Raw genomic sequence first — 15,514 nt, 5'->3', positions numbered from 1 at the left:
TCTATGCAGCGACTTTTTCGTTTGTTATTTCTAGCTGTTTGGCGGCATACATCTCGCTCAAGGCGCGTTTGTATTCGGTCGGAAAAACCTTGACGAATTTGGCACGACTACGCGCCCAATCATCCAACAGATTCCGCGCACGAGTGCTACCGGTGTGCTTAAAATGACGCTCTAACAGACTGCGCAAGATCGCTTCGTCAGTTTCACCTTCGCCACCGCGCAGCGCACTATGCCAGAGCGCTTTATCCAGGCTAGCCAATTGCACATCGCCAGCCAACACTGGTTCCAATGTCACCATGGACATATTGCATCTGGCTTCAAATTCGCCGTCAGGATCATAGACATATGCAATGCCGCCCGACATACCTGCAGCGAAATTGCGTCCGGTGTCGCCCAACACCACGACAGTACCGCCAGTCATGTATTCGCAGCCATGATCACCAGTGCCCTCAACTACCGCCAAAGCGCCCGAATTACGCACGGCAAAGCGTTCACCGGCAACACCATTGATAAAGGCTTCGCCAGAAATAGCACCATATAACACGGTATTACCGCAAATGATGTTATCGACTGCCCAACCACGGAACTCGGTATTCGGACGGATGATGATACGGCCACCAGACAAGCCTTTGCCGACGTAATCATTACCTTCGCCAACCAGATCCAAAGTCACACCATGGGCCAGGAAAGCCCCGGCAGATTGGCCTGCTGTTCCTTGCAATTGGATATGAATAGTGTCATCTGGCAAACCAGCGTGACCATATCTTTTCGCCACTTCACCCGACAACATGGCACCAACAGTGCGGTTGCGATTTTTGACCGGAGAAATGAAAGATACTTTTTCACCGGATTCGAGTGCAGATTTGGCTTGGGCGATTAACTTATTATCCAGAGCTTTATCGAGGCAATGATCTTGCACATCGACATGACGAATTTCAGTACCGGCCGGCATTGTCGGCTGGTAGAAAATACGGCTGAAATCGAGGCCCTTGGCTTTCCAGTGCGTGATCGCCTGGGATTTATCCAGTAAATCAACGCGACCGATCAATTCATCATAAGTACGGATACCCAGTTGTGCCATAATCTGACGTACTTCTTCGGCGACAAAGAAGAAATAATTCACTACATACTCTGGCTTACCTGAGAATTTTTTGCGCAATTCAGGGTCTTGTGTCGCAACGCCTACCGGGCAGGTATTCAAATGACATTTGCGCATCATGATGCAGCCTTCAACCACCAAAGGTGCGGTCGCAAAACCAATTTCATCGGCACCGAGCATCGCAGCGATCGCAACGTCACGCCCAGTTTTCATCTGGCCGTCAGCCTGAACACGAACCCGACTACGCAAGCCATTCAAGACCAGAGTCTGCTGTGTCTCAGACAAGCCCAACTCCCATGGAGTACCGGCGTGCTTAACCGAGGACAGAGGTGAGGCACCAGTACCACCATCGTGACCAGCGATCACCAAATGATCGGCCTTGGCTTTGGAAACACCCGCAGCAACTGTACCAACACCTACTTCCGACACCAACTTGACCGAAATAGAAGCATTCGGATTCACGTTTTTGAGATCGTGAATCAGCTGCGCCAAATCTTCAATCGAGTAAATATCATGATGCGGAGGCGGCGAAATTAAACCCACACCAGGGACCGAGAAACGCAATTTGGCGATATAGTCCGACACCTTATGACCAGGCAATTGACCGCCTTCACCCGGTTTGGCACCTTGCGCCATCTTAATTTGAATTTGATCAGCGGAAATTAGATATTCTGTGGTCACACCGAAGCGACCGGACGCCACCTGCTTGATACGTGAGCGCAAGGAGTCGCCTTCGATCAGAGGAATATCGACTTGCACCACATCTTTGCCCAACAAAGAAGCTAAGGTAGCACCCTGCTTGATAGGGATGCCTTTCAGTTCTTGCTGATAACGAGCGGGGTCTTCACCGCCTTCACCAGTATTCGATTTTCCGCCAATACGGTTCATCGCTACTGCCAAGGTAGCATGCGCCTCGGTACTAATGGAACCCAAGGACATCGCACCAGTTGCAAAACGTTTGACGATCTCTTTTGCTGGCTCAACTTGATCCAAAGGAATCGCTTTACTCGGATCGATTTTGAACTCAAACAAGCCACGTAAAGTCATATGACGCTTGGATTGATCATTGATGATCTGCGCGTATTCTTTGTACGAATTGAAGTTATTCGCACGTGTAGAATGCTGCAATTTCGCAATCGCATCCGGTGTCCACATATGGTCTTCACCACGCACACGATAAGCGTATTCCCCGCCTGCATCGAGCGCGTTGGCCAATACTGGATCATTGCCAAATGCCAGCTTATGTAAGCGCAAAGCTTCTTCAGCCACTTCAAATACACCGATACCCTCAACATTCGATGCAGTGCCTTTAAAGTATTTGTCGACTAGGGACTTGTTAAGACCAATCACTTCGAAAATTTGAGCGCCACAGTACGACATATAGGTAGAGATACCCATCTTAGACATGACTTTCATCAAGCCTTTACCGACCGCCTTGGTGTAATTGTAGATAGCTTTTTCTGGCGTGAGTGCATTCACCCCGTCACCCGGCAAATCTTTCGCCATATCAGCGAGGGTTTGCATCGCCAGGTAAGGATGGACCGCTTCCGCGCCATAACCAGCCAACAGAGCAAAGTGATGGGTTTCACGGGCTGAACCTGTCTCAACGACTAGACCGGTAGTGGTACGCATACCCTTGCTGACCAAGTGCTGATGTACGGTGGAAGTTGCCAGCAACGCAGGAATGGCAACATAGTTCGCATCCATTTTGCGGTCAGTAATGATCACGATATTGTGGCCTGACTTAACCGCATCAACCACTTCCGCACAAATCGAGGCTAAACGCGCTTCAATGCCGTCTTTACCCCAAGCAACCGGATAACAGATGTCCAATTCATAGGATTTAAACTTGCCACCGGTATTTGCACTGATATTGCGCAACTTGGCGATATCGGCAAAATCAAGCACTGGCTGCGAAACTTCCAGGCGCATAGGCGGATTGATGTTATTGGTATCTAACAAATTCGGTTTTGGACCGATGAAAGAAACCAGCGACATCACCATCGCTTCACGGATAGGATCGATAGGCGGATTGGTTACCTGTGCAAACAACTGCTTGAAGTAGTTGTACAAAGGCTTGAGTTTGTTCGACATCACGGCTAATGATGAGTCGTTACCCATAGAGCCGGTGGCTTCTTCACCATTGGCAGCCATAGGCGCCATCAGGAATTTCAAATCTTCCTGAGTATAGCCGAACGCTTGCTGTCTATCTAATAGCGTTGCGGTTTCCAACTTAGCATCTTGCTCGCCTTTGAGTTCGTTAAGCTTGATACGAACCGATTTAATCCATTGTTTATATGGCTTGGCGTTAGCGTAAGTATCCTTGATTTCCTTATCGTCAATGATACGGCCAGCTTCGAGGTCGATCAAAAACATCTTACCTGGCTGCAAACGCCATTTTTTGATGATCTTAGATTCAGGAATCGGCAGCACGCCAGATTCCGAAGCCATCACGACCAGATCATCGTCAGTCACGATATAACGCGCTGGACGTAATCCATTTCTATCTAGAGTACCGCCGATCTGACGACCATCAGTAAATGCCATTGCCGCCGGACCATCCCATGGCTCCATCATTGCAGCATGGTACTCATAGAAGGCGCGACGATTGTCGTCCATCATGGTGTGATTTTCCCACGCCTCAGGAATCATCATCATCATTGCTTGCGCAATTGGGTAACCTGCCATTACCAAGAGTTCAAGCGCGTTATCAAAACTGGCTGTATCTGACTGACCTTCAAAAATCAAAGGGTAGAGCTTTTGCAAATCATCGCCCAAGACCGCAGACTTCATCACACCTTCGCGCGCGCGCATCCAGTTGAAGTTACCTTTAACGGTGTTAATCTCACCATTGTGCGCAATCATGCGGTAAGGATGAGCTAATGGCCACTCAGGGAACGTATTAGTAGAGAAGCGCTGATGCACCAGCGCCAGCGCCGAGACGCAGCGCTCATCTTGCAAATCTTTGTAGTACACGCCAACCTGATCAGCCAGCAGCAAACCTTTGTACACAATAGTACGGGCCGACATAGAAGGCACAAAGTATTCTTTACCGTGTATCAGCTTTAAGGCTTCGATCGCATGTACCGCTGATTTACGGATCACATACAGCTTGCGCTCCAAAGCATCCGTCACCATGATATCGGCACCACGGCCAATAAAAATCTGGCGGATTACCGGTTCTTTTTCGCGTACGGTAGGCGACATCGGCATTTCGCTGTCGACAGGGACATCGCGCCAACCCAATACGACCTGGCCTTCAGCGCGCACCGCACGTTCGATTTCCTGCTCGCACGCTAAACGGGAGGCTTGCTCTTTCGGCAGAAATATCATCCCCACACCATACTCACCAGGAGGAGGCAAGCTGACGCCCTGCTTTTCCATCTCTTCGCGATAGTATTGATCAGGAATCTGTATCAGTACACCGGCACCATCGCCCATCAGGGCATCGGCGCCGACCGCGCCACGGTGGTCCAGATTTTTCAGGATAAGCAAACCTTGCTCAACGATGGCGTGAGTTTTTTTGCCTTTAATATGCGCCACAAAGCCTACACCGCAGGCGTCGTGTTCATTAGCTGGGTCGTACAGGCCTTGCGCTTGCATCATGATGCTCCATTTTAAATAAGGTATTTCGTAGAATAGTGCAGCGCAGCAGAATACACAACAAGAAAAATTAGGGTCGGAGTAACATTAAGCAAAACGTGAAACCTATAAATTTAAATTAGGGACATAGTGAAATTAAGCGAAATAATTCGCATTATTTATATACACAGCTGTTATTGCGCGCTCGATTTTACCGGGCGACCACGCTTCAAAGGTGTCACCCGGCGGGAAGTCAGCTTGGCAAGTTCTAGTTTAAATTGCTCTGAGCCTAGCGGCCAAGACATCATAGTCGCAGCAGTAATTTCTGCTAATTCTGTCGCGGAAAAGCCATGCTGCATCATCTCTTTATACGCCGCCTCACGTTGAAACGGAGTATTCCCTAGAGCCCAATACAGAGGGTGGTCAGTAATAATAGGATCATTTTTTAAACCTATATGATGTTGAAAGCTTGACCAGGGGAAATCAATGGCATCGCCCACTAATTTTGATCGAACCGGATTGCTTTCAAGATATAAGCAACAACGTAAAAAATAGGTGCCGGCCTCTAACACAGTAGCGCGATATCGGCCTTGCCACAAAGTACCGGTACGTAGGTATTTACGATTAAAATAAGGGACATAGTGCCGTCCCATCCATTGCATCATCTTACTTAAACCGGTTTCATCCTTAGGAGTCGCGAGTAAATGCAAGTGATCTGGCATTAAAATATACGCATGTATCGCAACCTGAAACTGGCGACTCGCTTCTTTCAAACGATCTAGAAAAACATGGTAGTCATCCTCATCAGCAAAGATGACTTTGTCGTCATTGCCTTTTTGCAGAATGAGATGAAGTTGATTGGGTACTACCAGACGAGGAAGTCTTGCCATGAGTCGCTATCGTTAAATGGATTGCGACATTGTAAAACAAGAAAGCTGGACTTTTATATCCGCAATTTAACAATACGCCTAAGGCAGAGTCATCGATGGCGCCTAGACGACTCTGCCTTAGTCATTAAAACTCTTCCCAATCCTCGTTGGTTTCCGCTTTTTTCGCCGGTCTAGCTGGTTTAGCGGTAACAGGCTTATGCGCCAACGCAGGCTTAACTTGCCGACTGCTACTACCCATGCCCCTACTGTTTGCTGCTTGCGCATTATGGCGTTGTGGCGTCGCCATTTTTACTGGGGCGACATTCTGACTCCCACCCACCTTAAATACACTCACTACCTGCGCCAGATTATCTGCCTGCTCCTGCATCGCGGCCGCCGCTGCAGCTGCTTGCTCAACCAGCGCAGCATTTTGCTGAGTCACATTATCCATTTCAGAGATAGCCAGATTAATTTGCTCTATGCCTGCAGTTTGCTCTGAGGTCGCAGCGGTAATTTCAGCCATAATATCAGTCACATGTCGCACGCTCTCGACGATTTCGTTCATAGTGATCCCAGCTTGATCAACTAACTGCGTACCATGTTGAACGCTTTCTACCGAATCATTAATTAAGGTTTTAATTTCTTTGGCGGCACTGGCTGAACGCTGCGCCAGATTGCGCACTTCAGAGGCAACCACCGCAAAGCCTCGCCCTTGCTCACCAGCACGCGCCGCTTCTACTGCGGCATTTAAGGCCAGAATATTGGTCTGGAAAGCAATCCCATCGATAACAGAAATAATATCCACGATTTTTTGTGAGGATGCATTAATTACCCCCATCGTGCTAATCACTTCAGCCACAACACTACCGCCTTTGATCGCGATTTCGGAGGCCGAAGCCGCTAACTGATTTGCCTGGCGTGCATTGTCTGCATTTTGTTTGACTGTACCAGTGAGCTCTTCCATAGACGAAGCTGTCTCCTCCAAAGAACTGGCCTGAGTCTCGGTACGTGAAGAAAGATCCATATTACCGGAAGCAATTTCTTTCGAAGAAACAGAAATAGAATCGGTTCCATCTCTGACCTGCCCAATAATACTGGCGATACTATCGCGCATAGACTGTATCGAAAACAAGAGGCTGGATTGATCTGTCTTTTTCAAAGCAATCGCGACAGTTAAATCGCCTTGTGCAATATGTTGCGTAATATTCGCGGCATATTGCGGTTCGCCCCCCAGTTGCCTTAACAATCCACGTGCGATGAATAAGCCAACCGCAAATAAAACCAGCGCCAACAGCAAAGCACCACTAGAAAATTCAATTAAGCGGGTCTGAATCGTCGCATCGACCGTATCGATATAAACACCAGAGCCGAGCACCCAGCCCCAAGGCGTGAATCCTTTGACGTAAGAAACCTTTTGCACAGGTTTGTCCTGGCCTGGTTTAGGCCACATATACAACACAAAGCCCGCCCCCTTGGCCTTGACTACTTCGACAAATTCAACAAATAAAAACTTTCCCGTGGGGTCTTTATTGCCGGACAAATCCTTGCCGTCTAACTCGGGCTTAATCGGATGCATAATCATCTTGGGTTGCATATCGTTGATCCAGATATACTCACCTTCGCCGTAACGCAGACTTTTGATTGCCTTCATCGCGCCCTGTTTAGCCTCATCTTCACTGAATTTATCTGGCGCAATCAAGCTGTGATAATGAAGCACCAGGCTGTGCGCAACCTCTACGGTTTGCCTGACGTTACTTTTCCGTTCTTCTATGATCAGAGATTTTTCAGAATACAGAAAAATTGCTGTTAGTGCGGCGATGCCAAGCACTGCACTGAGGATGAGGATGCCAAGTCGTTTAGCGATGCTCAGTTGATGTATTTGTCTCAAACCTAACATAGTCTTCTCCTGGGTAGAGATAGCAAGTTATTAATTTTTTCAAGGTAACTAATGTGCTTAACAAGAACAGTATCAGATTACATACTATTCCGCATGAACGAAAACCAGTTTAGTTCCAAAAAATGCATCTCGCGAATATTCTTAAGCCTAAGCCTAAGCCTTAGATTTATCTGCGACTACTGGCAGTTTGAGAATCTCAAGAATTGATCAGAATATTCGTGTTAACGCAGAAAGCCCCTTCGGAAAATATCCGAAAGGGCTTTCTAAAACCGAGACTAGCATTGATCTATGCGCCTGGCATCAGCGCATTTGATTCTAAACCTTAGGCCAAGGCCAGCGATTTATTTTTCAATTGCAGTTCTTGCTGCGGCATCGCCAATTCTGGGCTAGCACTCATCAATTCAGTGATACGGCTGATTAAAGCCTTGGCTTGTGTCGCTAACTTGAAGTGCGCAGGCTTTTGGCTCTGTACTATGCTCCAGCGCACTATCGCTGCGCGGCCACTACCATCCATCAGCGATTGCTCAAACAACCACTTTTCAAATGAACGCGTAGGCAAGTCGCTCTCTATCCATACCAGATGGTCTGAGGTCATACGTTTGCTATACGATGGGCGAACCAGAATTTCGTAAATCATTTTAAGACTCCTTGGTGGGAATCTTCGCTTCAGACTGTGTGCAGGCAAAGATTCTATACTAGCCAAAACGCAGGCATAGACAGAAGCGTTGACACAAAACGATACAAAATACGAATATTTTTAAATTATTTACTCAAATAAGTATCAAAAAAACCTTATTTCCATTAAAAACCAAGATGTTTTTAGATTTTGATGATTTTTTGCCAAAAAAAATTCACGAGGACTCGAGTCCCTATGGAGTTCAAGCATGATGAAAAGCCACTCTGAAAATAAAAAAAGCAGACTAGTAAAAGTCTGCTTTTTTGTTTGGCACTTTCCATTAACAGGAATTAAAAAGGGATGTCGTCATCCATGTCAGAGAAATTCGGTGCCGGACGCGCTGCTGGTGCAGGACGTGGTGCCGGTGCTGCGCTTTGACGTGGCGCTGACGGTGCGCCGCCACCGTAAGACTCATCATCCATAGGAGCGCCGCCGCCCATACCCTGACGACTACCCAGCATTTGCATGGTGTCGGCCTTGATATCGGTTGCGTATTTTTCTACGCCGTCTTTGTCGGTGTACTTACGGGTACGCAAGCTACCTTCTACGTAAACTTGTGAGCCTTTTTTCAGGTATTGACCGGCGATTTCAGCCAACTTACCGAAGAAAGTGATGCGATGCCATTCTGTCGCTTCTTTCTTTTCGCCGGTCGCCTTGTCTTTCCAGTTCTCGGTAGTCGCTACCGTGATGCTGGTCATGGCGTCGCCGCTGGGCATGTAACGGGTTTCCGGATCACGTCCGAGATTGCCAATGATCTGGACTTTATTGAGTGATGCCATGCGACTCTCCTATATTTCTGTGGTTCAGTGTTAAACAGTTTGTAGACGCCTACTCTACAGCGGCAGTTTTAGCGCGGCGCGGCAGTTCGGGCATTTTGCCTGCGATTATAAGCCAGAAGAGGCTTAATGCGGCGCTCACAATAAACACAGTTGATGCTCCGGCATACTGATTGAGCCAACCACCGAGCAAACCGCCGCAGGCCAGACCTAGTGCCTGCAAAGTGTTGTACACCCCCAAAGCCGCGCCCTTTGCCGCCGGTGGTGCCATACGCGACACCAAAGAAGGCTGACTCGCCTCCAGAATATTAAACGCCAGGAAGAACGCGAACAGTAAGCCTATCAATATCGCTGGGCTATCCATAAATTGCCAAAATCCCAATTGCACCAGCAACAGCAAGGCGATCGCAAAAATAAATACCTGCTTCATCTTGCCCTGTTTTTCACCAATAAAAATCGCTGGCAGCATTGCGATGAAAGAACCGAACACCACCGGTAGATACACCTTCCAGTGCGAGGCAAGGGGGATATCGGCATACTGGACCAAGGCCGATGGCACCACTACAAACATCGCGACCTGGCTCAGATGTAAGACGAATACACCTAAATTTAGGCGCATCAATTCTGGATTTTTCAACACCACGCTCAGGGGTATTTTCTCGGCGTGCGCGATGGAAGGTGCCGCTGGCGTGACCCAGATCACCACGCCTATCGCTACCACCGCCAACACCGCGGTCAATAAAAAGATACCACTCATGCCTATGCTTTGATACAAAACCGGTGCGATCACCAATGACAGCGCGAAAGTAATGCCAATAGAGCCGCCCACCATGGCCATCGCCTTGGTTCTATGCTGCTCGCGGGTAGAATCGGCGATCAGGGCAGTCAGCGCGGCCGAGATGGCACCTGCGCCCTGCACCGCGCGACCTATCAAAATGCCCATCACGGTGTGCGAGGCAGCAGCAATCAGCGCGCCCAGCGCAAACAGTATCAAGCCAATCACAATGATGCGCTTACGGCCAAATTTATCTGAAGCGATACCGAAAGGTATCTGCGCAAAAGCCTGGCTAAGGCCATAAATCCCCATCGCCAGACCGACCAGGGTTAAATTACCGCCGTCCGGCAAAGTTTTGGCGTGCAGCGCAAAAATGGGCAAAATCAGGAACAAGCCCAACATGCGCAAAGCAAAAATCGACGCCAGCGAGCTGCTGGTCAGGATTTCATGGCGATTCATCCCAGACCCAGCCGAGAGCGACTCATCAGTGCCAGCACACGCTGGAGATGTTGCGTTTATCATAATACAAAGACCATACAAAGATAAAACCTGAAACAAAGCAGGCAGGTCACCCGCGTCAAATTTCAAAAAACCGTTATAGTAGCAGGTTGCTCACCCTGCATTCCAAAATGCAGGGTAATTACAGTCTATGTAGTGATATGCATCAATATGCGGCACCTAGCGGAAAGCAGTCTTATGACACAAACTCGAAGCAATACCCCAAAAGCGACCAAAGCGTCGAGCAAGCCGGCTGAAATTGAGTTCGGCGTTCACGATCTACCTGTGCAAAAGAAGGATGAGATTCGCATCCGTGGTGCGCGCACGCATAATCTGAAGAACATCAATCTCGATTTGCCGCGCAATAAATTAGTGGTAATCACTGGTTTATCTGGTTCGGGCAAGTCTTCTTTGGCATTTGATACCCTGTATGCAGAAGGCCAACGCCGTTACGTCGAATCCTTGTCGGCTTACGCCCGTCAATTTTTACAGTTGATGGAAAAACCCGATGTCGATCTGATCGAAGGCCTGTCGCCAGCCATCTCTATCGAGCAAAAAGCCACCTCGCACAATCCGCGCTCTACTGTCGGCACCGTCACCGAGATTCACGATTATCTGCGCTTGCTGTACGCGCGCGTCGGTACGCCATATTGTCCCGATCATCCGGAAAACCCTTTGGCGGCGCAATCGATCTCACAAATGGTCGATGCCGTACTGGCCATGCCGGAAGACACCAAGCTGATGATACTGGCACCAGTGGTCAGCAACCGCAAAGGCGAGCACGTCGATCTATTTGAACAGATGCAGGCCCAGGGTTTCGTGCGTTTTCGGATACAGAGCGGCACCCATGACGCCAAAATTTATGAAGTTGATGATTTACCTAAGCTGAAAAAAACCGAGAAACACACGATAGACGTAGTGATCGATCGTGTGAAGGTCAAAGAAGAAATCAAGCAACGTCTGGCGGAATCCTTCGAGACTTCGCTGCGCATCGCCAATGGCCGCGCCCTGATCGTCGATATGGATAGTGGTCACGAGCAGCTATTTTCGAATAAATTCGCTTGTCCGACTTGCGGCTATAGCCTGCAAGAACTGGAACCGCGCCTGTTTTCTTTCAATAACCCTATGGGCGCTTGCCCTGAGTGTGATGGTCTCGGTCACATAGAATTTTTCGACCCGAAACGCATCGTCGCCTTTCCAAATCTGTCGCTGGCCAGCGGTGCTGTCAAAGGCTGGGATAGACGCAATCAATTCTATTTCCAGATGCTGTCAAATCTGGCTGCCTTCTACGAATTCGATATCGACACGCCGTTTGAGCAACTGAGCGAAGATGCGCAAAAAGTGATCTTGTATGGTTCCGGCAAGCAAAGCATACCGTTCACCTACATCAATGAAAAAGGCCGCACCGTCATCAAGGAGCACACGTTTGAAGGTGTGATCGTGAATCTGCAAAGACGCTACCGCGAAACAGATTCTATGGCGGTGAAAGAAGAGCTTGCCAAGTTCATCAACGAGAAGCAATGCCCGTCCTGCCACGGCGCCCGTCTGCGCATAGAAGCGCGTTACGTGAAAGTCGGCACTGGCGATCAGGAAAAGCCAATTTATGAAATCAGCGCGCTGCCTTTGCGCCAGACCTTAAGCTTTTTTGAGCAATTAAAATTAGTCGGTGCCAAGCGCGATATCGCCGACCGCATCATCAAAGAAATCAGCTCGCGCCTGACCTTCCTCAACAATGTCGGTCTCGATTATCTGTCACTAGACCGCAGTGCCGATACGCTCTCGGGCGGCGAGGCACAACGGATCCGACTGGCTTCACAAATCGGTTCCGGTTTAACTGGCGTGATGTACGTACTCGATGAACCGTCTATCGGTCTGCATCAACGCGACAATGACAGACTGATAGAAACCCTGCGTCACTTACGCGACATAGGCAATAGCGTGCTGGTGGTCGAGCATGATGAAGACGCGATACGCTGCGCCGATTTCGTGGTCGATATGGGTATCGGTGCTGGTGTGCACGGCGGTGAAGTCATCGCTCAGGGTACGCTGGAAGACATCATGAAAAGCGAACGTTCGCTGACCGCCAAATATCTGTCGGGTGAACTGGGTATCGCGGTGCCAGAAAAGCGCGCTGCCTTTAATCCGGAAAAACAATTCGTGATCAGCGGCGCCAGCGGCAACAACCTGAAAAAAGTCAGCATGAAACTGCCGGTGGGCTTGCTCACTTGCGTCACGGGCGTATCAGGTTCGGGCAAATCGACATTGGTGAATGACACCCTGTACCTGGCGGCATCACGCCATTTATACGGTTCGCAAACCGAGCCGGCGGCGTTTGAAAGCATCAGCGGCCTCGAGCATTTTGATAAAGTCATTGCGGTCGATCAAGCGCCAATCGGGCGCACCCCGCGCTCGAATCCTGCCACCTACACCGGCTTGTTTACGCCGATCCGCGACCTGTTCTCTACCGTGCCAGTGGCGAAAGAGCGCGGCTATAGCGCCGGCCGTTTTTCATTCAACGTCAAGGGCGGCCGCTGCGAAGCCTGCCAGGGCGATGGCGTGATCAAGGTCGAGATGCACTTTTTGCCGGACGTGTATGTGCCATGCGATACCTGTCACGGCAAGCGCTACAACCGCGAAACCCTGGAAGTGCAATACAAGGGCAAGAACATCAATGAAGTGCTGGGCATGACGGTTGAAGACGCTTACGAATTTTTCAAACCTGTGCCTTTGATCGCACGCAAACTGCACACCCTGCTCGATGTCGGCCTCGGCTATATCCGGCTCGGCCAAAGCGCCACCACGCTATCAGGCGGCGAAGCGCAGCGCGTCAAACTGTCACTGGAACTATCCAAGCGCGACACTGGCCGCACTCTGTATATTCTCGATGAACCGACCACCGGTCTGCATTTCCATGATATCGACCTGCTGCTAAAAGTCATACACAGACTGCGCGACCAAGGCAATACGGTAGTCATCATCGAACACAATCTGGACGTCATCAAGACCGCCGACTGGATCGTTGATATGGGACCGGAAGGCGGCGCAGGCGGCGGTTACGTGATCGCCAGCGGCACCCCGGAACAAGTGGCAGCCAATGCAGAGAGCGTCACCGGCAAGTATCTGGCGCCATTACTGAAAAAGAAAAAATAGAGGTTCCGAAAAACCACTGCGCATATTCCATGCGCCTTCTGGCCGCATTTAGGCCTGTAGGCGCATGGATACTGCGCAAGGTGTCGATTGTGCTCCCTTCTCCCGCTGGCGGGAGAAGGGCTGGGGATGAGGGTTTTTGAACAAGGATAATCTCGATTTAGTGTCGTGTTTTAATTCGAGGAAAAATCAAACTGTTCGGTAATTTGTATCACCCTCACCCCTCTCCCGCTAGCGGGAGAAGGGCTATACCAAGCGAACTGAACAACAATAAATTAATTCCAACCAATAGAAATCCATGTCCATCCGTCTCATCGTCGGCCTAGGCAATCCTGGCCCTGAATACGAACAAACCCGCCACAACGCTGGCTTCTGGCTGGTCGACCAACTCGCCAGCAGCGGTTTGCAACGCGATAAAAACTTTAACGCGCTGGTCGCCAAAACCAAGATCGCCTCAGAAGATGTCTGGTTGCTGCAACCGCAAACCTTCATGAACCGCTCCGGTCAGTCGGTAGGTGCGCTGTGCCGCTTTTACAAGCTCACGCCTGATCAGGTGCTGGTGGTACACGATGAACTCGATCTCGACCCGGGCATCGCCAAGCTCAAGAAAGGCGGCTCTTCGGGTGGGCATAACGGCCTCAAAGACATTACGGCGGCACTTGGCAACCAGGATTACTGGCGGCTGCGGATAGGCATAGGCCATCCGCGCACCCTCAATTTACAGCAAGGCGTAGCCGACTTCGTGCTGCACCGGCCGCGTAAAGAAGAACAACCGCTGATCGATGAAGCCATCGCCCGCAGCGTACAGATCATCGCGCTGATGGTAGAGGGAAACACCAACGAAGCCATGCTGCGTTTGCATACCAATAAATAATCAATCACCAAACGTAACGATTCAGCGTGTTGCGAAAATCAATAAAGAAACAAAAACCTCTCAAAGGAGACACAGAGGCACAGAGGAAAAACGGAGAACTTCCTGGACTTCCTCTGTGAATCTCTGTGCCTCAGTGTCTCTGTGTTGAGGGGTTTTGATTTTCTTTATAGCAGTCTGAATAGTTACCACCAAACAAACAATCAACATGAGCTCAGCACTACATATCCACGCAGGAAAAACCGCCATGGCGCATTTGCGCCAACACGGCTTGCAAGCCCAAGATGTGGCCGTGATACCGGCGGCGGCGGGCGGCCCCAAGGGCTTGATTTTGCAAGGGCTGGATCAATACTTGTTTGGCGAGTGGCTAGCTGGCGCGCCGCGTCAGCGCAGCCTGCTCGGTGCCTCAATAGGCTCGTGGCGCATGGCAGCCGCTTGCCATGCCGATCCGGTAGCGGCATTGAAACGGCTAGCGGATTTGTATTGTGGCCAGCGCTATCCGGCCAAGCCGAGTCCGGCTAGAGTGACGCAGGAAATTATGGGGCTGCTGCAAGGTTTTATCGGTGGTCACGAAGCAGAAATCATCAGCCACCCAAGCCAGCGCCTGCATGTGCTGGCGGTACGCGGGCGTGGCCGCTTGCAAGCGCCACAAAGCGAACTCAGCACCAAGCTGGGCTTTGCCAGCGCCGCGCTGGCCAACCTGCGCGCGCGCAAGCACCTGGCGCGCCATATGACACGCGTGGTGATCGGCGACAGCCGCGATACGCTGGCCTGGATGCCGAATCATTTCGATGCCTTCCAGACTGATTTTGTGGCGCTCAGCGCCGAGAATCTACTACCGTCCTTGCTGGCCTCCGGCACCCTACCTTTGATCATGCAACCGGTACGCCAGATCGCCGGCACTCCATCCGGCACTTACTGGGACGGCGGCATGATCGACTATCATCTGCACTTTCCTTACGCGCAGCTGCAAGACAGGCACGGAGCCGGTTTGGTGCTGTATCCGCATTTTTCCGATCACATCATCCCCGGCTGGCTAGACAAGAGCCTGCCATGGCGACGCGCCAACAAAGGCGCACACAGCAGTTGGCTAGACAATCTCATTATGCTGTCGCCATCAGCTAGTTTCATACAGAGTTTGCCGCGTGCAAAACTACCGGATCGCACCGATTTTTTCCACTACGGACTAGATCACGAAGCGCGCATACGCGACTGGAAACTGGCCATCAGCGCCAGCACAAGACTAGCCGAAGCGTTTGCGGCATTTGTAGCGAAACCTGACATGGCAATCGTCAAACCACTGAATTTTTAGTTTTCTGAAAAG

The 15,514-nt window shown here is 50.2% G+C and carries 9 protein-coding genes; 3 read left to right on the top strand and 6 right to left on the bottom strand.

Annotation, left to right across the window (positions count from 1 at the left end; genetic code table 11):
• Position 1: 1 nt before the first annotated feature.
• The 6 genes from EJN92_RS12100 to EJN92_RS12075 all read right to left on the bottom strand — a co-directional run bounded on the left by EJN92_RS12100 (position 2) and on the right by EJN92_RS12075 (position 10,133).
• A complete protein-coding gene (locus tag EJN92_RS12100) occupies positions 2-4,702 on the bottom strand; it encodes a glutamate synthase-related protein (RefSeq protein WP_126129903.1) in 4,701 nt (1,566 codons plus the stop codon).
• A gap of 173 nt (positions 4,703-4,875) precedes the next feature.
• On the bottom strand, positions 4,876-5,571 hold the full coding sequence (locus EJN92_RS12095; RefSeq protein WP_126128057.1) for a transposase: 696 nt from the start codon (positions 5,569-5,571) through the stop codon (positions 4,876-4,878).
• Positions 5,572-5,695: 124 nt separating this feature from the next.
• On the bottom strand, positions 5,696-7,447 hold the full coding sequence (locus EJN92_RS12090; protein ID WP_126128056.1) for a methyl-accepting chemotaxis protein: 1,752 nt from the start codon (positions 7,445-7,447) through the stop codon (positions 5,696-5,698).
• 322 nt (positions 7,448-7,769) lie between these two features.
• The gene (locus tag EJN92_RS12085) at positions 7,770-8,084 is read right to left on the bottom strand and encodes a hypothetical protein (protein ID WP_126128055.1); all 315 of its coding nucleotides are present in this window, start codon (positions 8,082-8,084) and stop codon (positions 7,770-7,772) included.
• Between the two features lie 329 nt (positions 8,085-8,413).
• Entirely contained in the window at positions 8,414-8,902 is a 489-nt protein-coding gene (gene ssb, locus EJN92_RS12080) for a single-stranded DNA-binding protein (protein ID WP_126128054.1), read from the bottom strand.
• A 49-nt stretch (positions 8,903-8,951) separates the two neighbouring features.
• Positions 8,952-10,133 carry an MFS transporter gene (locus EJN92_RS12075; protein WP_126128053.1) on the bottom strand — a complete coding sequence of 394 codons (1,182 nt, stop codon included), beginning with the start codon at positions 10,131-10,133 and terminating at the stop codon, positions 8,952-8,954.
• 237 nt (positions 10,134-10,370) lie between these two features.
• On the opposite strand from EJN92_RS12075, the gene uvrA reads away from it, so the two are divergent.
• From uvrA to EJN92_RS12060, 3 genes are all read left to right on the top strand, one after another.
• The gene (gene uvrA, locus EJN92_RS12070; RefSeq protein ID WP_126128052.1) at positions 10,371-13,322 is read left to right on the top strand and encodes an excinuclease ABC subunit UvrA; all 2,952 of its coding nucleotides are present in this window, start codon (positions 10,371-10,373) and stop codon (positions 13,320-13,322) included.
• A 295-nt stretch (positions 13,323-13,617) separates the two neighbouring features.
• On the top strand, positions 13,618-14,193 hold the full coding sequence (gene pth / locus EJN92_RS12065) for an aminoacyl-tRNA hydrolase (protein WP_126128051.1): 576 nt from the start codon (positions 13,618-13,620) through the stop codon (positions 14,191-14,193).
• Between the two features lie 205 nt (positions 14,194-14,398).
• Complete coding sequence (locus EJN92_RS12060; protein ID WP_227869526.1) at positions 14,399-15,502, top strand: patatin-like phospholipase family protein; 1,104 nt, start codon at positions 14,399-14,401, stop codon at positions 15,500-15,502.
• The last annotated feature ends 12 nt before the right edge of the window (positions 15,503-15,514 follow it).

This window comes from Undibacterium parvum (genome assembly GCF_003955735.1).
GTDB classification, from domain to species: domain Bacteria; phylum Pseudomonadota; class Gammaproteobacteria; order Burkholderiales; family Burkholderiaceae_D; genus Undibacterium; species Undibacterium parvum.
This window is presented reverse-complemented; position numbering and strand designations above follow the sequence as displayed.